The sequence below is a fragment of the Streptomyces sp. NPDC006925 genome, assembly GCF_042869575.1.
Classification (GTDB): Bacteria; Actinomycetota; Actinomycetes; order Streptomycetales; family Streptomycetaceae; genus Streptomyces.
In genome coordinates this window covers 96,265-117,655 of the sequence record NZ_JBIAGB010000002.1, presented here as the reverse complement: position 1 = coordinate 117,655, position 21,391 = coordinate 96,265, and the positions used below count along the sequence as shown (strand labels likewise).

General features: G+C 74.9%; 17 protein-coding genes. 10 read left to right on the top strand and 7 right to left on the bottom strand.

The window, feature by feature from the left end; translation table 11 throughout:
* Nucleotides 1-22: 22 nt before the first annotated feature.
* The 5 genes from ACFYNS_RS03200 (at nt 23) to ACFYNS_RS03180 (ending at nt 6,246) form a co-directional block, all read left to right on the top strand.
* Complete coding sequence (locus ACFYNS_RS03200) at nt 23-787, top strand: SCO2322 family protein (protein WP_388600863.1); 765 nt, start codon at nt 23-25, stop codon at nt 785-787.
* 249 nt (nt 788-1,036) lie between these two features.
* Nucleotides 1,037-2,464: an energy-coupling factor transporter transmembrane component T gene (locus ACFYNS_RS03195; RefSeq protein ID WP_388600426.1), complete on the top strand. Its 1,428-nt coding sequence runs from the start codon at nt 1,037-1,039 to the stop codon at nt 2,462-2,464.
* On the top strand, nt 2,461-4,203 hold the full coding sequence (locus tag ACFYNS_RS03190) for an ATP-binding cassette domain-containing protein (RefSeq protein ID WP_360301446.1): 1,743 nt from the start codon (nt 2,461-2,463) through the stop codon (nt 4,201-4,203). The genes ACFYNS_RS03195 and ACFYNS_RS03190 overlap by 4 nt, the downstream gene beginning before the upstream one ends.
* Nucleotides 4,204-4,310: 107 nt before the next feature.
* The gene (locus ACFYNS_RS03185) at nt 4,311-5,183 is read left to right on the top strand and encodes an ECF transporter S component (RefSeq protein WP_388600861.1); all 873 of its coding nucleotides are present in this window, start codon (nt 4,311-4,313) and stop codon (nt 5,181-5,183) included.
* A gap of 469 nt (nt 5,184-5,652) precedes the next feature.
* Nucleotides 5,653-6,246 (top strand): TetR/AcrR family transcriptional regulator, encoded by a 594-nt coding sequence (locus tag ACFYNS_RS03180; RefSeq protein ID WP_360300310.1) that lies wholly within the window; start codon nt 5,653-5,655, stop codon nt 6,244-6,246.
* 72 nt (nt 6,247-6,318) lie between these two features.
* Here ACFYNS_RS03180 and ACFYNS_RS03175 read toward each other — a convergent pair whose 3' ends face one another.
* Nucleotides 6,319-7,488: a steroid 3-ketoacyl-CoA thiolase gene (locus ACFYNS_RS03175; RefSeq protein ID WP_388600422.1), complete on the bottom strand. Its 1,170-nt coding sequence runs from the start codon at nt 7,486-7,488 to the stop codon at nt 6,319-6,321.
* 317 nt (nt 7,489-7,805) lie between these two features.
* On the opposite strand from ACFYNS_RS03175, the gene ACFYNS_RS03170 reads away from it, so the two are divergent.
* A complete protein-coding gene (locus ACFYNS_RS03170; RefSeq protein WP_388600420.1) occupies nt 7,806-9,053 on the top strand; it encodes a cytochrome P450 in 1,248 nt (415 codons plus the stop codon).
* Here ACFYNS_RS03170 and ACFYNS_RS03165 read toward each other — a convergent pair.
* Nucleotides 9,025-9,933: an AraC family transcriptional regulator gene (locus ACFYNS_RS03165; RefSeq protein WP_388600417.1), complete on the bottom strand. Its 909-nt coding sequence runs from the start codon at nt 9,931-9,933 to the stop codon at nt 9,025-9,027. The two genes, ACFYNS_RS03170 and ACFYNS_RS03165, sit on opposite strands and share 29 nt — an antisense overlap.
* A gap of 136 nt (nt 9,934-10,069) precedes the next feature.
* Between ACFYNS_RS03165 and ACFYNS_RS03160 the strand changes: the two genes are divergently transcribed.
* Nucleotides 10,070-10,480 carry a DUF2000 family protein gene (locus ACFYNS_RS03160; RefSeq protein ID WP_360300322.1) on the top strand — a complete coding sequence of 137 codons (411 nt, stop codon included), beginning with the start codon at nt 10,070-10,072 and terminating at the stop codon, nt 10,478-10,480.
* On the opposite strand, the gene ACFYNS_RS03155 is transcribed toward ACFYNS_RS03160, so the two are convergent.
* On the bottom strand, nt 10,401-12,659 hold the full coding sequence (locus ACFYNS_RS03155) for a bifunctional glycosyltransferase 87/phosphatase PAP2 family protein (protein WP_388600414.1): 2,259 nt from the start codon (nt 12,657-12,659) through the stop codon (nt 10,401-10,403). The genes ACFYNS_RS03160 and ACFYNS_RS03155 overlap by 80 nt on opposite strands.
* A 324-nt stretch (nt 12,660-12,983) precedes the next feature.
* Between ACFYNS_RS03155 and ACFYNS_RS03150 the strand changes: the two genes are divergently transcribed.
* The gene (locus ACFYNS_RS03150) at nt 12,984-13,346 is read left to right on the top strand and encodes an antibiotic biosynthesis monooxygenase family protein (protein WP_388600412.1); all 363 of its coding nucleotides are present in this window, start codon (nt 12,984-12,986) and stop codon (nt 13,344-13,346) included.
* 1 nt (nt 13,347) lies between these two features.
* On the opposite strand, the gene ACFYNS_RS03145 is transcribed toward ACFYNS_RS03150, so the two are convergent.
* The 4 genes from ACFYNS_RS03145 to ACFYNS_RS03130 form a co-directional block, all read right to left on the bottom strand.
* Nucleotides 13,348-14,007 carry an HAD-IA family hydrolase gene (locus tag ACFYNS_RS03145; protein ID WP_360300328.1) on the bottom strand — a complete coding sequence of 220 codons (660 nt, stop codon included), beginning with the start codon at nt 14,005-14,007 and terminating at the stop codon, nt 13,348-13,350.
* Between the two features lie 204 nt (nt 14,008-14,211).
* A complete protein-coding gene (locus ACFYNS_RS03140) occupies nt 14,212-15,099 on the bottom strand; it encodes a peptidoglycan-binding protein (RefSeq protein WP_388600409.1) in 888 nt (295 codons plus the stop codon).
* 488 nt (nt 15,100-15,587) lie between these two features.
* A complete protein-coding gene (locus ACFYNS_RS03135; protein ID WP_388600406.1) occupies nt 15,588-17,570 on the bottom strand; it encodes an MDR family MFS transporter in 1,983 nt (660 codons plus the stop codon).
* Between the two features lie 178 nt (nt 17,571-17,748).
* The gene (locus tag ACFYNS_RS03130) at nt 17,749-18,330 is read right to left on the bottom strand and encodes a TMEM165/GDT1 family protein (RefSeq protein ID WP_360300339.1); all 582 of its coding nucleotides are present in this window, start codon (nt 18,328-18,330) and stop codon (nt 17,749-17,751) included.
* 483 nt (nt 18,331-18,813) lie between these two features.
* On the opposite strand from ACFYNS_RS03130, the gene ACFYNS_RS03125 reads away from it, so the two are divergent.
* Together ACFYNS_RS03125 and ACFYNS_RS03120 are read left to right on the top strand one after the other, a co-directional pair.
* The gene (locus tag ACFYNS_RS03125) at nt 18,814-19,494 is read left to right on the top strand and encodes an HNH endonuclease family protein (RefSeq protein WP_388600403.1); all 681 of its coding nucleotides are present in this window, start codon (nt 18,814-18,816) and stop codon (nt 19,492-19,494) included.
* A 142-nt stretch (nt 19,495-19,636) separates the two neighbouring features.
* Complete coding sequence (locus ACFYNS_RS03120; protein WP_388600401.1) at nt 19,637-21,355, top strand: alkaline phosphatase D family protein; 1,719 nt, start codon at nt 19,637-19,639, stop codon at nt 21,353-21,355.
* Nucleotides 21,356-21,391: the final 36 nt, after the last annotated feature.

Genomic DNA, 21,391 nt, shown 5'->3' with positions numbered 1-21,391 from the left:
GGCCACGGGCGGGCCGGCGGCGGTGCGGAGCCGGGCGCCGCGGTGGGGCGCGACCGCGACGGCCGCGCTCGCGGGCCTCGCGGCGCTCGCGAGTCTCCTCCTGCTGCCGTCCCCGGAGGCGCACGCCTCGACCGCGCGGCAGCCCGCCGCCGAGTCGAGCGGCTACCGGTACTGGTCCTTCTGGCAGCGGCAGGGGGGCGGTTCCTGGTCGTACGCCACCGAGGGACCGGCCACCCAGCGCCCCGAGGACGGAGACGTCCTGGGCTTCCGGTTCGCGCTGAGCGAGGACTCCGGACAGGCCGACAAGCCGCGCGGCGCCGTGCACTTCGCCGCCGCCTGCGACGGGACGAAGGCCGGGAAGGACAGCAAGCGGGTGGCCGTGCGGATCGACTTCGGGACCCGCGCCGACGCCCCGGACGGCGAGTCCGAGGACCCGCCCGGCGCCCGTACCGGCTGCGCCCGCATACCGGAGAACGGCACCGCGGCCGACGCCCTCGCCAAGGTGGCGTCCCCGCTGCGCTACAACTCCGACGCCCTGCTGTGCGCCATCGACGGCTACCCCGCGACGGGATGCGGCGAGCAGGCGAAGGGCAGCGGCGGGAGCGGCAGGAGCGAGGACGGCGACAGCGACAGCACGGCGGACGCCGAGGGCCGGAGCGCGGACGGCGAGGCCGACGGCGGCCGGGGGGACAGCGCCTCGACCGCTGCGGGCGTCGCGGCGGGCGCGGCGGCCGTGGCGATCCTCGGCGCCGCGGCACTGTGGCAGGCCCGCCGCCGAAAGCGCTAGTCGATGCCCCGCTCCACATCCAGAGCAGTGCTCTCCCGGGCGGCAGCGTCCCCGCGGCGGACGGCGCGCCCCGGAGTCCGTTCCGGAGTGCGCGCCGTCCTCGGCTTCCGCACCCGTCCCCGACCGGCACCGGGACCGGGGCCCGGGAAGGCGTCGGGGCCGGGGCGAGGGACACCACCGGGCACGGAGTCGGGGACAGAGCGCCGGGCAGAGCCCGGGGCTCGTACCGGGCCCGTGACCCGCTCTCCTGTGCGAGCACCGCTCTCCACCCGGAGCACCGCCCTGCACCCGGGGGCGTGGTGGCTCTGGGCCCTGGGCCTGGCCACCGCTGCCTCCCGCACCAGCAATCCCCTCCTCCTGGGACTGCTGATGGCGGTGGCGGGCTACGTCGTCGCGGCCCGCCGCACCGACGCGCCCTGGGCCCGCTCCTACACCGCGTTCCTGAAGCTGGGCCTGCTGGTCCTCACCATCCGCCTCGTCTTCGCCTTCCTCCTGGGCTCCCCCATCCCCGGCAGCCACGTACTCGTCGAACTCCCGGAAGTGCCGCTGCCCGACTGGGCCCGTGGGGTACGGATCGGCGGACGGGTCACGGCGGAGGGCATGGTCTTCGCGCTGTACGACGGGCTCAAGCTGGCGACGCTCCTGGTCTGCGTCGGCGCCGCGAACGCGCTCGCCAACCCGGCGCGGCTGCTGAAGTCCCTGCCCGGCGCCCTCTACGAGGCGGGCGTCGCGGTGGTGGTGGCGATGACGTTCGCCCCGCACCTGGTGGCCGACGTACGGCGGCTGCGCGCGGCACGGCGGCTGCGCGGGCGGGACGACCGCGGGCTGCGCGGGGTGGCGCAGGTCGCGCTGCCGGTCCTGGAGGGCGCGTTGGAGCGCTCGGTCGCGCTCGCGGCGGCGATGGACGCGCGCGGCTACGGCCGGACGGCGCGCGTTCCGGCCGCGGTGCGCCGCACCACCACGGCGCTGACGCTCGGCGGGCTGCTCGGCGTGTGCGCGGGTACCTACGGCCTGCTGGCCGCCGCGGGCGCCGGGTTCGGACTGCCGCTCCTGCTGGCGGGCCTGGTCCTCGCGCTGGCCGGGCTGCGGCTCGGCGGCAGGCGGGCAGCCCGCACCCGGTACCGCCCCGACCGCTGGGGAGTCCGGGCCTGGCTGGTGTCGGCGTCCGGTGCCGCCGTCGCCGCGCTGCTGACCGCGGCGGCCGGCGCGCTGCCGGACCCGATGAACCCGCCGGCCGTCCCGCTGGCCGCTCCCCCGTTCCCGCTCTGGCCCGCTGCCGCCGTCCTGCTCGGCCTGCTGCCGGGCTTCCTCGCGCCCGTACCGGCCCTCCCCGGAAACCGGCCCGGCGGCGGCCCCGCATCCGCCGGCGCCCGCCGTGCGCCCATGGCCGAGGCGCACCGGGCCGCACCGGCCACCGAACGCCCCCGAGCAACCGGAGCCCAAGACGACCAAGGCAAAGGCAAGGGCAAGGGCAAGGGCGACCCCACCAGCGACAGCAGCCACACCCGCACGGACCGCACCAGCGACAGCAGCGGCGCCCGCGCCAACAGCACCGTCGACGGCAGCGGGCGCGAACCGCACGAGCGGGAGGCGGGACCGTACGCGCGGACGGCCCCCAGGGCCCGGATCCCGCGGGCACTGCGGGACCGGCAGCACGAGGAGGAGAGCACCCGGTGATCACCTTCGAGCAGGTCAGCGTCGTCCACGACGGCGCGGACGGCCCCGCCTTCCCGGTGGTGGACGCCCACATACCCGAGGGCGAGCTGTGTCTGCTCGTCGGCCCCAGCGGGGCGGGCAAGTCCACCCTGCTGGGCACCGTCGCGGGCCTGGTACCGCACTTCACCGGCGGCACCCTGCGGGGCCGGGTGACCGTGGCGGGCCGCGACACCCGGACCCACAAGCCGCGCGAACTCGCGGACGTCGTGGGCACGGTCGGCCAGGACCCGCTGGCCCACTTCGTCACCGACACGGTCGAGGACGAACTGGCCTACGGCATGGAGTCCCTGGGACTGCCGCCGGGGACCATGCGCCGCCGGGTCGAGGAGACCCTCGACCTGCTCGGCCTCAACGAATTGCGGGACCGCCCGATCGCCTCCCTCTCCGGTGGCCAGCAGCAGCGCGTGGCCATCGGCTCGGTCCTCACCCCGCATCCCAGGGTGCTCGTCCTCGACGAACCCACCTCGGCATTGGACCCGCCCGCCGCCGAGGAGGTCCTGGCCGTGCTGCAGCGGCTCGTGCACGACCTGGGCACCACTGTGCTGATGGCCGAGCACCGGCTGGAGCGCGTGGTGCAGTACGCGGACCGGATGCTGCTGCTGGCGCCGGACGGCGAGCGGGGCCGAGGGGCGGGACCGGCGGACGCGGACGCCCCTGGCTCCGGAGCCTCCGTCCTCGGCGCCCCCGGCACCTCCGACCCCGCTGCGGCACCGTCCGGCGGCGGCGCGGACCACCGGGGTACGGCCCGCATCGGCGATCCGGCCGCCCTGCTGGCGGTCTCCCCGGTGCGGCCCCCGGTGGTGGAGCTGGGCGAACTGGCGGGCTGGAACCCGCTTCCGCTGTCGGTACGGGATGCGCGCCGCCGCGCGGACGCGCTGCGCCGACGGCTGGCGGACCGGCCCGCGCCCACTGCCGCGCCCGCGGCGGCGGACTCCCCGGCGGCAGGGAGGCGACCGGTCGCCGAGGTCTCCCGGCTCGGCCTGGTCCGCGACCGCGTCACCGCTCTGCATGAGGTCTCCCTCACGCTGCACGCCGGGCGCACCACGGCGCTGATGGGGCGCAACGGCGCGGGCAAGTCGACCCTGTTGAACACACTCGTGGGAATACACCGGCCCACTTCCGGCCAGGTCTCCGTCGGCGGCCGGACTCCGCACCGCACGCGGCCGGCCGAACTGCTGCGGCACGTCGGCCTCGTCCCGCAGGAGCCGCGCGACCTGCTCTACGCGGAGACCGTCGGCCGCGAGTGCCGGACCGCGGACGCCGACGCGGACGCCGCACCCGGCACCTGCCGGGCGCTGGTCTCCCGGCTGCTTCCCGGAGTGCCGGACAGCACCCACCCCCGCGATCTGTCCGAGGGACAGCGGCTGGCCCTGGCGCTGTCGATCGTGCTGACGGCCCGGCCACCGCTGCTGCTGCTGGACGAACCGACCCGGGGGCTGGACTACGCGGCCAAGTCCCGGTTGGTGGTGCTGCTGCGCGAGCTGGCGGCGCAGGGCCGTGCGATCGTGCTCGCCACCCACGACGTCGAGCTGGTGGCGGAGCTGGCGCACCGCGTCGTCGTCCTCGCACAGGGCGAGACCGTGGCGGACGGGCCCACCGACGAGGTCATCACCTCCTCACCGGCCTACGCCCCGCAGGTCTCCAAGATTCTCGCCCCGCAGCCCTGGCTGACGGTCGGCCAGGTGCGGGAGGCGCTGTGAGCCGCCGTACCGCGGCGCCGGACACCGGCCGTGACGGGCGCGGCGGCCGTGACCGTCGTGACGACCGGAGCGAGCGCGGAGACCGGGCCGGGCGCGACGACCGTGCCGTGCGCGCGGTGCGGCTGGGCCCGCGGTCGGTGGTGGCGCTGGTGCTCACCAGCGCCACCGGTGTGGCGGCCTTCGCCTGGCCCCTGCTGGCCGACCGGGCGTCCGGGCTGGCGCACTCGCGGGACGCCCCCTGGCTGTTCGCGGCCCTGCTCCCGCTGCTGCTGGCGGTCGCCGTGGCGACCGTCTCCGAGACCGGGCTGGACGCCAAGGCCGTGGCGATGCTGGGCGTGCTGGCGGCGGCCGGTGCCGCGCTGCGGCCGCTGGGGGCGGGCACGGCGGGCCTGGAGCCGATGTTCTTCCTGATGGTGCTCTCCGGCCGGGTGCTGGGACCGGGCTTCGGGTTCGTGCTGGGTGCCGTCTCGATGTTCGCCGGGGCGCTGCTGACGGGCGGGGTGGGCCCCTGGATGCCCTTCCAGATGCTCACGATGGGCTGGGTGTCCATGGGCGCCGGGCTGCTGCCCGCCCCGGCCACGCTGCGCGGCGGCCGGGAGCGGGTGCTGCTCGCCGGCTACGGCGCGGTGTCCGCACTGCTCTACGGGTTGATCATGAATCTGCAGGGCTGGCCCTACATCGCGGGCCTCGGCTCGGGCCTCTCGTTCGTGCCCGGTGATCCGCTGCCGGAGAACCTGGCCCGGTACGGGGCCTACGTGCTGGCCACTTCGCTCGGCTGGGACGTGCCCAGGGCGCTGCTGACCGTGGTGCTCACCCTGACCCTGGGGGGCACCGTGCTGCGCGCGCTGCGCCGGGCCACCCGGCGCGCCGCCTTCGAGGCGGCGCCGGTGTTCGCGGAGCCGGCCCCGGGCCCGAGCGAACGGGCAGGCGGCGCGGCCTCCGCGCCGCCACCGGGATCCGGGGGATCATCGGCGGGGTGAGGCCCCGTGTTCCTGCCCGACCCCGACGGGCAGGAACACGGGTCTCAGGGCGAGCCCGCGGTCCGCGGAGGCTCGCGGCTCTGCTCCCGGCGGCGCGACCCGCTGCCGTGGCCCGGGACGTCCGGTGCGCTCAGCGGGGGGTCACCGGAGCCGGCTTCCGTGCTGGGAGGGGTCCGCGCGTACGCGGCCCGCGCGCAGGGCGGCCCCGCAGCGCAGCGCTTCGCGGCGGGCTGCGCAGGGCGCTCGGCCCGGTCGGCGGCGCCGTTGCGCTCGGGCCGGCGACGACCGGGACCGCATCCGGCCCGGTCCCCGCCGGCTCACCCGAGCGCGCCGCGTACCGCAGCGGGTGCTCGACCACGCTCGGGTCCCCCGTTCTCCCCGTTGACGATCGGAGAACGCTCGTTCTCCGATCGGGCAAGACAGTATCGTAGAGAACGGAGGTTCTCAAGACGTGGGGAGAACGGGGAGTATGGACAGCGACGCCACGACCGAGGCGCGCATCCTCAGCGCGGCGGATGCGCTCTTCTACGCACACGGCGTGCAGACCGTGGGCATGGACCGGGTCCGGGACGCCAGCGGCGTCTCGCTGAAGAAGATCTACAAGTGCTTCCCGTCCAAGGGCGCGCTGGTGGAGGCGTATCTGCGCCGCCGGGACAGGTGGGCCAGGAACGCACTGGAGGAGCGGGTGTCCCGGCACACCGACCCCGAGGAGCGGGTACTGGCGGTCTTCGACTGGCTCTACGACTGGGTGGACGGTCCGGACTTCCACGGCTGCGCGTTCATCAACGCCTTCGGCGAACTGGGCGCCGACTCCCAGGGAGTGGTCGACGCGGTACGCGAGCACAAGGGCGCCGTCCGCGGCTATCTGCGGGGCCTGGCGCACGAGACCGGAGCTGCGGAGCCGGAGTGGCTCGCCTCTCAGCTGGCCGTGCTGCTCGACGGCGCGATGAGCAACGCCTCCATCACCGACTCACCGACCCCGGCACAGCACGCCCGCTCCGCCGCCGAGACACTGCTGCGCATGGCGACCGCCCCGGCACACACCGCGGACCCGGCCCGGTAGCCGCGGCCGGGCACCGCCGGTCCCGCAGCCGTCGGAGGCCGCGGGCCCTGCGTCCGCCGGAGCCGCCGCACCCTACAGCCGCTGCAGGATGGTGGCCGTGGACAGGGCGCCGCCCGCGCACATGGCGATCAGGGCGAACTCCTTGTCCGCGCGTTCGAGTTCGTGGAGTGCGGTGGTGAGGAGCCGGGCGCCGGTCGCACCGACGGGGTGACCGAGGGCGATGGCGCCGCCGTTGACGTTGACCTTCGCCAGGTCCTGCTCGAAGACCTGGGCCCAGGAGAGCACGACCGAGGCGAACGCCTCGTTGATCTCGACGAGGTCGATGTCCCCGAGGGACATCCCGGCCTTGCCCAGCACCGCGCGGGTGGCGTCGACGGGCCCGTCGAGGTGGAAGTGCGGATCGGCGCCCACCAGGGCCTGCGCGACGATCCGGGCGCGGGGGCGCAGCTTCAGGGCCCGCGCCATGCGCTTGGAGGCCCACAGCACCGCGGCGGCCCCGTCGGAGATCTGCGAGGAGTTGCCGGCCGTGTGGACAGCGGTGGGCAGCACAGGCTTGAGCCCGGCGAGGGCCTCCATGGAGGTGTCGCGGAGCCCCTCGTCGCGGTCGACGTGGCACCACATGCCCTGCCCGGCCGCCTGCTCCTCCTCGGTGGTGGGCACCTGCACCGCGAAGGTCTCCCGCTTGAAGCGCTCCTCGGCCCACGCGGTGGCGGCGCGCTCCTGGGAGAGGAGGCCGAGCGCGTCGACCCGCTCCCGGGACAGGCCGCGGTGGCGGGCGATGCGCTCGGCGGCCTCGAACTGGTTGGGCAGGTCGACGTGCCACTCGTCGGGGAAGGGTTTGCCAGGACCGTGCTTGGACCCGCTGCCCAGCGGAACGCGGGACATGGCCTCCACGCCGCAGCCGATGCCGACGTCGATGACCCCGGCGGCGACCATGTTGGCGACCATGTGGTTGGCCTGCTGGGAGGAGCCGCACTGGCAGTCGACGGTGGTGGCCGCGGTCTCGTAGGGCAGGCCGACGGCCAGCCAGGCGTTGCGGGCCGGGTTCATGGACTGCTCGCCCGCGTGGGTGACGGTGCCGCCGACGATCTGCTCGACGCAGTCGGCCTGCAGACCGGTGCGGTCCAGGAGTTCGCGGTAGGTCTCCCCCAGCAGATAGGCGGGGTGCAGGGTGGCCAGGGCGCCGGAGCGCTTGCCGATGGGGGTGCGCACTGCTTCGACGATGACGGGTTCGGCGGCCATGACTCGTCCTCTCCAGCCCGGCTGGCTCCCCACCAGCACAACTAGTACGCGTTCTAGTTCTCCGGGACAGTGTGCGGAGCCCACTCGCCGGGGCGCAAGGGTCTTGCGCACCCCGCAGCACACACCTTTGCACGCTCCGTACACGGGAACCGGGCCGCGCCTCTTGCCTCCTGTGGAACCCGTTACTACCTTCAGGGCGATTCTGACGGAACGTCAGGAGGGCTCGGGCGGCGTACCCGTGCGCCGCCACCGCCCCGGGCACCCACGCGCGCCGCGGACGCCGCCGTCAGCACGCCGACGATGGAGTGGAGCTGCCGATGTCCTCCTGCCCCGCGCTGCCCGACGGGTTCGACCTCACCGACCCGGACGTCTACCAGGACCGCGTCCCGCTGCCCGAGTTCGCCCTGCTGCGCGAGACGGCGCCGGTGTGGTGGGTCCGGCAGCCGCGCGGCGTGGCGGGCTTCGACGACGAGGGGTACTGGGCGGTGACCCGGCACGCGGACGTGAAAGAGGTCTCCACCCGTCCGGAGCTCTACTCCTCCAACCTGAACACCGCCGTCATCCGGTTCGCCGAGCACATGAGCCGCGAGCAGATCGACATCCAGAAATTGATCATGCTCAACATGGACCCGCCCGAACACACCCGGGTCCGGCAGATCGTGCAGCGCGGCTTCACGCCCCGCGCCGTCCGGGCGCTGGAGGCCGCCCTGCGCGAGCGCGCCAACCGGATCGTGCGCAGCGCCCGGGAAGGCGGCAGCGGCGACTTCGTCACCGACATCGCCGTCGAACTGCCGCTGCAGGCCATCGCCGAACTCATCGGCGTCCCCCAGCAGGACCGCTCCCGCATCTTCGACTGGTCCAACAAGATGGTCGCCTACGACGACCCCGAGTACGCCATCACCGAGGAGGTCGGCACCCGCTCGGCGGCGGAGCTCATCTCGTACGCCATGACGATGGCCCAGGCCCGCAAGGAGTGCCCCGCCGGGGCCGCCGGCGACATCGTCAGCCGGCTCGTGGCGGCCGAGGGCGAAGGCAACCTCAGCGCGGACGAGTTCGGGTTCTTCGTGATCCTGCTGGCCGTCGCGGGCAACGAGACCACCCGCAACGCCATCAGCCACGGCATGCACGCCTTCCTCACCCACCCCGAGCAGTGGGAGCTCTTCCGCCGCGAGCGGCCCGCAACGGCGGCCGAGGAGATCGTGCGCTGGGCGACGCCCGTGGTCTCCTTCCAGCGCACCACCACCCGGGACACCGAGCTGGGCGGGGTGCGGATCCCGGCCGGAGACCGGGTCGGCCTCTTCTACTCCTCGGCCAACAACGACCCGGAGGTCTTCGCGGACCCGGGCACCTTCGACATCACCCGCGACCCCAACCCGCACCTCGGCTTCGGCGGCGGGGGCCCGCACTTCTGCCTGGGCAAGAGCCTGGCCGTGCTGGAGATCGACCTCATCTTCCAGGCCGTGGCCGATCTCGCCCCCGGTATCCGGCTGGCCGGACCGGAACCCCGCCGCCTCCGCTCCGCCTGGATCAACGGCATCAAGGAACTGCGGGTCGACTACCGCTGACCCCGGGCCGGCAGCCGGGCCGCGGCACACCCCCGGCCCGCGCGTAGCCGCCCGGTGTGACGCCGTAGGAGCGGACGAACCAGCGGTGCAGATGCGCCTGGTCCGCGAACCCGCAGACCGCGGCGGCCTCGGCCGCTGTGGCGCCCTCCGAGAGCATCCGCCGGGCGCCCCGCAGCCGCAGCTGCCGCTGGAAGTCGCTGGGCGGCATCCCCAACTCCGCGCGGAAGGCGCGGTAGAGGGCGAACCTGCTGCAACCGGCCGACCGCGCCAGCAGCTCCGCCGGAACCTCCCGGTCCCAGCTCTCCGCCAACAGCTCCCGGGCCCGGCGCACCGCCGCCGAACCGACGCGCGGGGCCGTCGTGTGGGCCGGGGTGCGCGCGCCGCGGCGCACCATCGCGATCACCGTCTCGGTGAGCCGCTCCTCCCGGACCAGCGCGCTCGCGGCGGGCCCGCCCGCCAGGGCGGCGTGCAGCCGCAGCAGCGCCGTCCGCAGCACCCGGTCGGTACGCACCGGCTCGGGGAACAACGGCATCGGGGCGTCCCGGCCGACGGCGTCGGTGAGGACGGAGCGCACCAGATCGGGCCCCAGGTGGACGATGCGGTAGGTGAAGCCGGCCGGTCCCGCCGACTCGCCGTCGTGCGGATCGTCCGGGTTGAAGGCCATCACCATGCCCTCGGCGCTGGTGTGGTCCCCGCCGCGGCAGCGGAACCGCTGGGCTCCGGTCTCGGTCACCGCGAAGGAGTACGCGTCGTGGCTGTGTCGGTGGAAGACATGGCCGGTGAAGTGGGCCCGCATGGCCTCCAGCGGCCGGTCCGGCGCCCGCCAGTAGCGCACCCAGTCGCCGGGCGCTGCGCCCGTCGGCCCGGAGCCCTCACCCATACCGCGGCCCTCCTTCACATCCCGCCTCGCGACGCGTTCCCCCAGGTCACAGTCTGCCAGTCCGACGGCCGGCCGCCGCGCCGCCGCCGCACCGGCGTTCAAGACGGCCGGGGCCGGCCGCACGCAGAGTGGGCGCATGCGTTTCGACACCAAGGCCGCCGTGCTGGTCCGCCCGGACCTCGCGGACTGGCAGAAACTCAATGTGACCGCGTTCCTGGCCAGCGGGATCGCCGGCGTCTCCGGCGAGGTGACCGGCGAGCCGTACGAGGACGGCTCGGGCAACCGCTACCTTCCGCTGCTCCGCGAGCCCGTGCTGTGCTTCGCCGCCGACCGGGAAGGGCTTGCCGCGGCCCACCGGCGCGCACTCTCCCGCGGACTGGCGATCGCCGTCTACACCGACGAGATGTTCGCCACCGGCAACGACGCGGACAACCGTGCGGCCGTGCGGGCCGTCGAGGCGGAGAAGCTCAGTCTCGCCGGGCTGGCGCTCTACGGTCCCCGGAACTCGGTGGACCGGGCGGTGAAGGGGCTGAAGCTGCACCGCTGACGGCATCCGGACCGTCCGGGCCGTCCGGCAGGGCCTCGGGACCGCTCCGCGTGCCGGGCGGCCCGTCGTCGGTCCCGTCGCCCCCGGCAGCACCCCGGCCGGGTCGGTCGGCGGACGCGTCGGCGGACCGGCCCCCGGCCCGCTTCCCCGTGCCCCGGATCCGGGCGAACCGGCGCTGGCCGTAGAAGCCCGCCGTCACCACGGCGACCCCGCCCACCGCGTCGAGCAGATAGTGGTTGGCGGTGGCCATCACCACGAAGGTGGTCAGCAGCGGATAGAGCGCGCCCAGCGCCCGCAGCCAGCGGTTCCGGGTGAGCAGGAAGACGACGATCGCGCACCACAGCGACCAGCCCACATGCAGCGAGGGCATCGCCGCGTACTGGTTGGAGAGCTGGGTGAGCGCGCCGAAGTCCGGGTCGGACAGGTCCTGCGGACCGTGCGCCGTGTCGATGTAGCCCAGCCCCGGCATCAGCCGCGGCGGTGCCAGCGGGTACAGCCAGAAGCCCGCCAGCCCCAGCAGGGTGGCGAAGCTCAGCGCCGTGCGCGCCGCGCGGTACTGCGGCGCCCGGCGCACGTACAGAAAGCCCAGCAGGACGATCGGCACCAGGAAGTGGAACGTCGTGTAGTAGGTGTCCCCGGCCTCCCGCAGCCATTCCGTGCGCGCGGCCAGCTTGTTGAGGCTGTGCTCGACATCGAGGTGCAGGAACCGCTCGGCGGCCAGTATCTGGTCCCCGTGCCCCTCGGCGAGGGAGCGCGAGTCGGGCGCGTGGCCGCGGACGTAGGAGTAGGCCCAGTAGCCGACCCGGATGAGCAGCAGCTCCAGCATCAGGTTGGGGCGGCTGAGCGGGCCCGAGGGCTGCGGCGCCGCCCAGGCCGGGGCCTCCCGCAGCAGGAACGGCACGACGCAGGAGGCCAGCAGGGCCGCGAGCAGCACCGCGTTCTCGCCGAGCATGCCGAACGCGGCGATCTTGGGGACCAGCGCGCTGCCGTCCAGCGTCATCACCATCACCACGAAGACCGGCCACACGAGCCGGTCCCCGGTGCGGCGGCCGACGCGCCCCACGAGCGCCAGCAGCACCCACAGCTGCTGGTGCTGCCAGGCGGTCGGGGAGGCGGCCACGGCGGCGCATCCCACCACGGCGGCGGCGAGCAGGAGCTGCCCGTCCCGCGCGTACCGCACCGCCCGGCGCAGCGCCAGCCACCCGACGGCGGGGACCAGCACCGCCAACAGCACCGCCTCCGGCGCCCCGTGCAGTCCGGCGCGCAGCAGCGCTCCGTGCAGCGACTGGTTGGCGGTCGCGTCCGCTGCGTCGCCCAGGCCGACCCCCGCGACGTGGTGGATCCAGTAGGTCCATGAGTCGTCCGGCATGGCCGCCCAGGCGGCCAGGGTGCAGATCAGGAACGTCCCGGCGCCCGAGACGGCGGCTCTGCGGCGCCCGGTGAGCCACAGCAGCGGGACGAAGAGCAGGGTGGCGGGCTGCAGCGCGCCGGCCACCCCGATCAGTACGCCCTGCGCCTTTCCGGCGAGCGCCACCGCGGCCTGCCCGCGCGGGCCCGCGAACGGCCCGCCCGCCGGGCCGTGTTGCTTCCGGTGCCGGTCCGCGCCGCCCGCCAGCCAGCCGACCAGCACCAGCAGCACCGGCAGAATGCTGGTCTGCCCGAGGTGGAAGGTGTTGCGTACCGGGACCGAGAGCACCAGCAGGCTCAGCGCGGCCGGGAGGGCGAAGAGCGCGGTGCGCCGCGAGACCGGGCCGGGCAGTGTCCGGGCGGCCACGGCGCCGACGGCGGCGACCAGCAGCAGGGTGCCGAACGTCCAGACCACGCCGAGCCCCTGTTCGGCGGCCCGGGTGAGGGGCTTGAGCACCAGGCCCGCGAACGGCGTCCCGGTGAACGCCGCGCCCCCGTCGTAGAGGGAACCGTGCACCCGCAGCACGCCGTTGTCGCCGGTCCAGGAGAACAGGTCCACGAGGCGTTCGTCCCTGGGGAGCCGCAGCACGGCGGCCGCCTGCCGGACGGCCAGCGCCAGCGCCAGCAGCCACAGCCCCGCCAGCAGCATTCCCGCGCGGGAGCCCAGCCGCCCCCACGGCCCGGGGAGCTTCCCCAACGGCCCGCCCCCGGACAGGTGTCGTTCGCCGCCCCGGTCCGGCCCCTCGCCGTCCGCCACCGTTTCCGCCGCCACGCCCCGCCGTCTCCGTCCTGTCCGCCGGTGTTCCGTCCGCGTTCCCCCGCGGACACCCGGATCCGCTCCACCCCCCGAGGGCGAGCCCTCAGGTTCAGACGCGAGAAACCTACTCGCTACCTGACATCTCCGCGCGCCCGGCCACCGGGACGGCAGGAGCGGGCGCACGGGACCGGCCGGCGCGCGGACCGTCCGCACCGGACCAGCCGGCGCACGGGGCGGGCGGAGCCTGCGGGGCCCGGCTGCCGGGGGGCGGGGACGCCCCGGCAGCCGGGGCGTCCCCGGGCGGTGAGCCGGCCCGGGGCGGTGCGGCAGGATGGGCCCATGAGCATCGTCAAGATCAACGCGCTGACCGTACCGGACGACCAGCGGGAGGTGCTGGAGCAGCGGTTCGCCGCGCGCAAGGGCTTCGTGGAGAGCGCCGACGGATTCGAGTGGTTCGAGCTGCTGCGTCCGTTGGAGGGAAGCGACCGCTACCTCGTCTACACCCGGTGGCGGGACGAGGAGTCCTTCCAGGCGTGGATGAACGGCCCCATGAAGGGGGCCCACCAGCGGGCGAAGGGCGACGACGGCGGCGCGGAGGGCGCGGGGTCCGGCGGCGGGGGCGCCGAGCGGCCGAAGCCCGCGGCGACCGGCTCGGAGACCTGGTCCTTCGAGGTCGTGCAGCAGGCGCCGCCGAAGAAGTGAGTCAGCCCTCGAAGGTGAGGCGCACGCGCCCGTCCTGAAGGCGGGTGGCGCGCACCCGGTCCAGGTCGGCGACGTGCACCGTGGGGCCGTGCTCTGCGGCGCGCGGGCCGACGCCGACGACCGGCATCCCGGCGGCCAGGCCCGCGGCGACACCGGCGCCCGAGTCCTCGAAGGCGACGCACTCGTGCGGCGGGAAGCCCAGCTCGGCGGCGCCCTTGAGGAAGCCCTCGGGGTCGGGTTTCCCGGCGCCGACGTCGGAGGCGGTGACCCGGACCGCGGGCATGGCCAGCCCCGCGGCCGCCATCCGGGCCGCGGCCAGCTCGGCCGTCGCGGAGGTCACCAGGGCGTGCGGCAGGTCCCGGAGCGCCGCCAGGAAGGCGGGGGCGCCGGGCACGGGGACGATCCCCTCGGTGTCGGCGGTCTCCCGGGCCAGCAGGACGCGGTTCTCCGCGCGGTTCTGCTCCATGGGGCGGTCCGGCAGCAGGGTGGCCATCGTCAGATGGCCCTGGCGGCCGTGCGCGACCGACATGACGTGGTCGGGGTCGAGTCCCTGCTCGGCGGCCCAGCCCCGCCAGACCCGGGTGACGACGGCGTCGGAGTCGACGAGCGTGCCGTCCATGTCGAGCAGCAGCGCGCGGACGGTGAGCTGTGGTGCGGGCATGCGGAAGGCTCCCGGGGTCGCGGTCGGCGCGCGGGGCTCGCGCGGGGCGGGCGGCTTGGCGGGCTCATGGGCGAGGAAGGACAGATGGCCCGCCCGCCGGTCAGGGACGCCCCTTCCGTCAGGCGAGGGGCACGGGCGGGACCATTTGTTTCCTCATCATACAAAGCGGGAGCGGCTCCGGGCCAGTCCGGGCGCGGCCCGGGCTCACCCCGAGGTGCGGGCCTCCAGGTGGCGGCGGGTCGCGGGACCGTACTCACCAGGGGCGTCGTCCCACAGCCGGTAGTGCGCCTGGTACCGGAAGACGCCCTCCTGGACGCGCGAGGAGTACACGCCGTCCTCCTCGGCCCGCAGGTCGTAGTAGCCGGCCTGCTTCAGCCTGCGCTGGAGTTCGACGACCGCGACGCCGGAGTCGCCGGGGCGCAGCGTCTTCCCCGAGCGGCGCTCCGGATGCTCCGGGCGCCGACGCCCTCGCTCCCGCCCCTCGGACCGGCCCGTCGGCTCCGCCGCCTCTTCCCGGCCACCCCCGGAGGGCGACGGGCTCGCCGTGTGCTTGCCGCTGTCGCGGTCGGCGCGCGGGGACGCCGGGGCGCTCGACCGGGAGGGAGACGGCGCGGGGCGCTCGCGCTGCGGCGTCGGGGTCGCGGACGGGGAGGCGGGGTGCGGGTCCTCGTCGGGCGCACCGGTCGGCGTGTGGCGCAGCGCGCGGCCGTCCGCGGCGCGGCTGCCGTCGTCGGTCAGCAGCTGGGTGGTCAGCAGGCCGCCGCCGAGCACGGCGGCCACCCCGACCCCGGCGAACACCGCGGTGCTGGGTCTGCGGCGCTCGGCCATCCGGCGGTGCCGTACGGGAGCCGGCCCGTCGGCCGCGGGGCGCTCCGCGCGGTGGAGGCCCGCGGCTATCGCGGCGTCGGACCCTGCGGCGTCCGCGGCATCCGCACCGTCCTGTCCTGCGGTGCCCGCGGCGTCCGGTCCTGCGGCGTCCGCGCCGTCCGGTCCTGCTGCGTCCGGGAGTCCGGCCGTCTCCTGCGCGCCCCGGGCCGCGGGCGGAGCGAGGTCGGGCAGCGGCACATGGGCGTCCGCGCGGGCGTCCGGCACCGGCGGCGGACCGGATCCTTCGGGCGCGCCCGCCGGAGCACCGTCCTGACCCTCACCCGGGGCTTCCCCGTCCGGCGCCCGCACGGGGTCGCTCCCCAGCAGGCGCACATAGGGGCGGATGTGCAACGGGTCGGCGGACGCGGGCTCCCGGGCGGTGCCCGGGACCGGCTCCCGGACCGCCGGGCCGCCCTCCTGCCCGGCTCCGCCGCCGCAACCGGGCCGGTCGGCGGACGGGCACTCCGCCGCGCTCCGACCGCACCCGGGACATGGTCCGTCCCCCGCCATCCCGCTCCCCTCCCCCGGCACCAGCACGCCGTCCGGTTCACGGCCGCCGTGCCCGAATCGCCAGTAACTGTCCAACGCTGGACGATACGCGGTCCGGGTCGGTCAGGGTCAAGCACACAGGAAAAGCCGACAGGGCGGGAAAGGGCCCACGGCGGACGAGTCGGCCGATGTCGCGACCCGCGCGGGCGCCCCGGCCGGGCGGTTCACCCGGGCGGCTGCGACCGGCCGCTCTCCGCGGTCAGTTCGCGCACCAGCTCCGTCAGGTCGGTGGGGCGGTCGGGCGTCCACCAGTCCCCCAGCAGATCGGCCAACTCCTGCTGCCGGGCGTCCGCGAGGGCCCGCGCCGCCTGCTCGCCGCGCGGCGTGGCCACCAGTTCCAGGCCGGCCCGGGTCGCCAGCCCGCACTCCTCCAACTGCCGTGCCCCCTCCGCGACAACGTGCGGCGGCACCGACCCGGAGTCCTCCAGCAGCGCGGGCTCGACGGGACCGTCGTAATGGACGCGCAGCAGCATCCACACGGCGGCGGGAGCCAGATCGGGTCCGGCACCGCGGGCGATCTCCGCGTACAGGCCGCGCCGGCCCTCGATGGTGCTGAGCCGTGAGAGGGCCCGGGTGACCTCGTCCGCCGAGCTGCGCTCGACCGGGCAGGCGCCCAGCGTCTCGCTCTCGTCCGGCACCTGCACGCTGCGGCGCAGCCGCTGCTGACGCAGCAGCCAGGTCAGCGCGAACGCGAGCGCGGCCAGCGGCGCGGAGTAGAGGAAGACATCCGTGATGGAGGCGGAGTAGGCGTCCAGCACCCCGCGCCGGGCGCCGGGCGACAGCCGGCCGATCGACTGCGGGTCGCGGCGCAGGGTGTCGGGGCTGATCCCGGCGGGCAGGGCCCTGCCGCGCAGCGCAGCGGAGAGTTCGCCGCCCAGCCGGGAGGCGAACAGCGCGCCGAAGACCGCCACCCCGACCGCGGCGCCCACCGAGCGGGAGAAGGTGATGCCCGAGGTGGCCACGCCCAGGTCCGCGTAGCCCACGGCGTTCTGCGCGACCAGCACCAGCACCTGGAACACCAGACCGAGGCCGAGGCCGAAGACGGCGAAGTAGCCGCCCATCTCCCACTGTGAGCTGTCCGGGGTCATCCGGTGCAGCAGGAGCAGCCCGACCGTGGTCACCGCCGTGCCCAGCACCGGGAAGACCTTCCAGTGCCCGGTGCGGGTGATCAGCTGTCCGGAGAGGGTGGAGGAGAACAGCAGCCCCAGCACCATGGGCAGCATGTGCACGCCCGACATGGTGGGTGTGATCCCGTGCACGACCTGGAGGAAGGTGGGCAGATAGGTCATGGCGCCGAACATGGCGAACCCGACGACGAAGCTGATCGCCGCGCACAGGCTGAAGTTGCGCACGGCGAAGAGGCCCGGCGGCAGGACCGGCTCCGCCGCCCGCCGCTCGACCGGCACGAAACAGCCCAGCAGGAGCACCGCCAGCACCGCCAGCCCGTAGACCTGCACCGAGTCCCACGGCCAGGTGGTGCCGCCCAGCGAGGTGACGAGCACGACGCAGGTGGCGGCGGACGCGATCAGGAACGTGCCCAGGTAGTCGATCCGGTGCCGCTCGGAGCGCGCCGGGATGTGCAGCGCGAGCGCGATGACCGCCATCGCGACGGCGCCGATCGGCAGGTTGACGTAGAAGACCCAGCGCCAGTCGAGGTGCTGGGTGAAGAAGCCGCCCAGCAGCGGTCCGAGCACGCTGGTCGCTCCGAACACCGCGCCAAACAGGCCCTGGTAGCGGCCCCGCTCCCGGGGCGGCACCAGGTCGCCCACGATCGCCATGGACAGGGTGATCAGCCCGCCGCCGCCCAGGCCCTGCACGGCGCGGTAGCCGATGAGCTGCGGCATGTCCTGCGCCGCTCCGCACAGCGCGGAGCCCACCAGGAAGATCACGATCGCGGCCTGGAAGAGGCGCTTGCGCCCGTACTGGTCGCCGAGCTTGCCCCACAGCGGGGTGGCCGCCGTCACCGCCAGCAGATAGGCGGTCACCACCCAGGAGAGGTGGTCCATGCCCCCGAGGTCGCTGACGATGGTGGGCAGGGCCGTCGCCACGATCGTCTGGTCGAGTGCGGCCAGCAGCATCCCGAGCAGGAGCGCCCCGATCGGCAGCAGCACCCCGCGGGGCGCCGGTGCCGCGTGTTCCCCGCTCATACCGCCCACGGTGCCGTGCCGGGCGGCGCCCGGCCCGCCGGCCGCCTCCGTTCGGGGGACGGCGCGGCGGCCCCGCGGTGGCCGGCGGGGGCCCGGCTGCGACTGCGGCACGGCGGCTCCGGCGGCGGCCCGCCCGCCGGACCGGTCCGCGACCCGACCGGCCCGGCGGGCGCTCCGGCTAGGGAGCGAGCGCCTCGTAGAGGCTGAAGGCGGCCAGCGCCAGCATCAGCAGCGCTGCCACCCGGGTGATCAGCCGCAGTGGGACGTACTTCATCAGGGTGCGGCCTCCCAGGATGCCCAGTGCGGCCACGGCCCACAGGGCGAGGACGGCGCCCAGGCCCACCGAGAGGGGGTCGTCGTAGCGGGCGGCGAGGTTGGCGGTCATGATCTGGGTCAGATCGCCGAACTCGGCGACCAGGATCAGCATGAAGCCGCTGCCGGCCACCTTCCAGAACGACTGGTCGGCGGGCGTGCGGGTCGGCTCCTCCTCGTCGTCCTTCTTGAACAGCAGGGTCGCGGCGCCCAGCAGGAACAGCACGCCCACGATGCCCTGCACCAGCCGGTGCGGCAGCAGGGTGAGGACGCTGCCCGCCGCGACGGCGAGCGTGACGTGCACGAGGAAGGCCGCGGCGACGCCCGCGAAGACGTAGGAGGCGCGGTAGCGGGTGCCGAGCATCAGCCCGGCCAGGGCTGTCTTGTCCGGCAACTCGGCGAGGAAGACGACGCCGAACACGACGGCGGCGACGGAGAGGCTGAGCACGGGGTCCTCCGTGGTCGGGCTGCCGCACCGGCGCGAGCACACACTTCGGCACGGCAGCGTCATGGCTGTCCGTGCACGGGGCACGGGTGCGGACACTGCGGGCCGAAGGTCTCGCTGGCGCGGCGCCGCCACCTGTGGCGGACGTCACGCTCCGGGCGCCGGGTCCGCGCGCGGCGGGCCAGTGTGTCGACGGTCCGGCGAAGAGCTACTCCCCTTCAGACGCATCCGACTCTACGCGATGCCCGCCCACAGGTGCGATCGACGCTCCGCCGGCCCGCTTCGCCGGTGTCGGGGCAGCGGCGGCCGCGGTGACCAACTCCCGTACGCCGTCCGTCGGATGGGTGTATCGCGGGTGGCCGGAGGCGGATTCCCGGGCAGGCTCTTGATGTGACGTGCACACGACCGCCAGGCTGTGTGCCGCACGGTCCGAAGCAACGACTCTCGCAGAACTGCTCGACTTCCCCCCACATCACGGGAGTTCGCATGGCGCACACACACCGGACAACCCTCACCCGCTACGCGCGTCGACGCTGGACAGCGCTCCTGGCCGTCCTCGCCGCCGCCGTCAGCGGCCTGCTGGTGGCCCTCACCCTGGGCGCCTCCCCGGCCGCCGCCGAGCCACCCACACCGCCGAGCGCGTCCGAGGCGCGCACGATGCTCGACGGCCTGTCCGAACAGGCCGAGGGCTCGATGGACGGCTACTCGCGCGACAAGTTCCCGCACTGGAGCAGCCAGGGCGACAACTGCAACACCCGCGAGGCCGTCCTCAAGCGGGACGGCGAAGGGGTGGAGACCGGCGACGACTGCTACCCGACGAAGGGGAGCTGGACCAGCCCCTACGACGGCGAGACCTGGACGGAGCCCTCCGACCTGGACATCGACCACGTCGTCCCGCTCGCCGAGGCGTGGCGCTCCGGTGCCTCCGGCTGGACCCAGGACAAGCGCGAGGAGTTGGCCAACAACCTGGAGATCGCCCAGTTGCTCGCGGTCACCGACAACGTCAACCAGGAAAAGGGCGACAAGGACCCCGCCGAGTGGATGCCGCCGTCCTCCGGCTACCACTGCACCTACGCGCGCATGTGGGTCTGGGTCAAGGACACCTACGGCATGACCGCCGACACCGAGGAGAAGGCGGCCCTGGAGAAGGTGCTCTCCGGCTGCTGATCCGCGGACTCCGGCCCGCTGCCGCAGCCTCCGGCGTCCGGGCCGGAAGCTGCCGGAAACTGGTCGGACAGCTCCCTCGTTCCGTACGGTGCGGGTCCAAGGCCCGCACCGTACGGGTGCCACACGGACGAGGGAGATGCGCATGACCGGCCTCCGACTGGGCCCGCTGCTGCGCTACGTCGACCAGGACACCGCCACCGTCTGGGTGGAGACCTCCGGACCCAGCCGGGCCGAGGTGCACTGCGAGGGCACGACGGCGGGCGGCTCCGCCCGCACCTGGCAGGTCGCCGGACACCACTACGCGCTGATCACCGTCGTCGGACTGGAGCCGGGCACCGAGACCCCCTACCGCGTCACGCTCGACGGCGAACAGGTCTGGCCACTGCCCGACTCGTCCTTCCCCACCAGCACCATCCGCACCCTGCCGCCGCCCGAGGCGGCCCCCGAGGAGACGGCCCCGCTCCGGATGGCGTTCGGGTCCTGCCGCTGGGCCGCCCGCCCCGCGGACTCCCGGCACGACCCCATGGGTCCCGACGCGCTGGACGCGCTGGCCCACCAGATGCTCTCCGGCGGCCCGCGTCCGGACGTACTGCTCCTGCTGGGCGACCAGGTCTACGCGGACGAGACCTCCGAGCGGGTCCGCGCGAAGCTCGCCCGCGACCGCGACCTGGCCGAGCCGCCGTGGGGACAGGTGGCCGACTACGAGGAATACACCGAGCTGTACTACGAGTCCTGGCTGGACCCGGAGGTGCGCTGGCTGCTGTCCACCGTCCCGAGCTGCATGATCTTCGACGACCACGACGTGATCGACGACTGGAACACCAGCGAGGCGTGGCAGCGCGAGATCCGCGCCACCGACTGGTGGCGCGAGCGCATCCTGGGCGGTCTCACCTCGTACTGGGTCCATCAGCACCTGGGCAACCTCTCCCCCGCCGAACTCGCCGAGGACCCGGTCCTGGCCGCCGTACGGCAGGCCGACGACGGGGCCGCGCCGCTGCGCGCCTTCGCCGAACGCGCCGACCAGGACCCGACCGCGGCCCGGTGGAGCTACCGCCGGGACTTCGGCCGGGTCCGGCTGGTGATGATCGACACCCGGGCCGGCCGGGTGCTGCCCGAGAACGAGCGGCGGATGCTCGACGACGAAGAACTGGACTGGCTGCACGAGCAGGTGCTCGACGGCGGCCCGGGCGCCGTCGACCATCTGGTCCTGGGCACCTCGCTGCCGTGGCTGCTGCCGCCCGCCGTGCACGGCCTGGAGAGCTGGAACAACGCCCTGTGCTCGGGGGCGCGCGGACCGCGCTGGGCGCGGTTCAGCGAGAAGCTGCGGCAGCGCGCCGACCTGGAGCACTGGGCGGCCTTCCCGCGCTCCTTCCGCGCGCTGACCGAACTGATCGAGCGGGTGGCGGCCGACCAGGAAGCCCCCGCCTCGGTCAGTGTCCTCTCCGGCGACGTGCACCACGCCTACGTCACCGAGCCGGAGTTGGACGGATTGAAGGTCTCCGGGGGCGGCCGGCGGTCCCGGGTCGTGCAGCTCACCTGCTCGCCGATACACAACGACATCCCCGCGGTGCTGCGCTCGGGCTTCCGCTTCGGCTGGAGCCGGGCCGGGCGGCGGCTCGGGCAGGCCCTGGAACGGCACGCCCGCACCGAGAAGCCGCCGTTCCGGTGGCGCCGCACCGGCGGCCCCTGGTTCGGCAACATGCTGATGACGCTGACCCTGCACGGCCGCGACGCCTCCTACGCGCTCCACCAGGCGCGCCCGGCGACCTCCGCGCCGGACGGCACCCCGCGCTCCGGCCTGGAGCGCGTCTTCGCCGGCCGGCTCGACCAGGCCGACTCCACCACGGGCGGAGCGGGCTGACCCCCGCTCACACCCGGGCGGGACACCCGGTCGCCG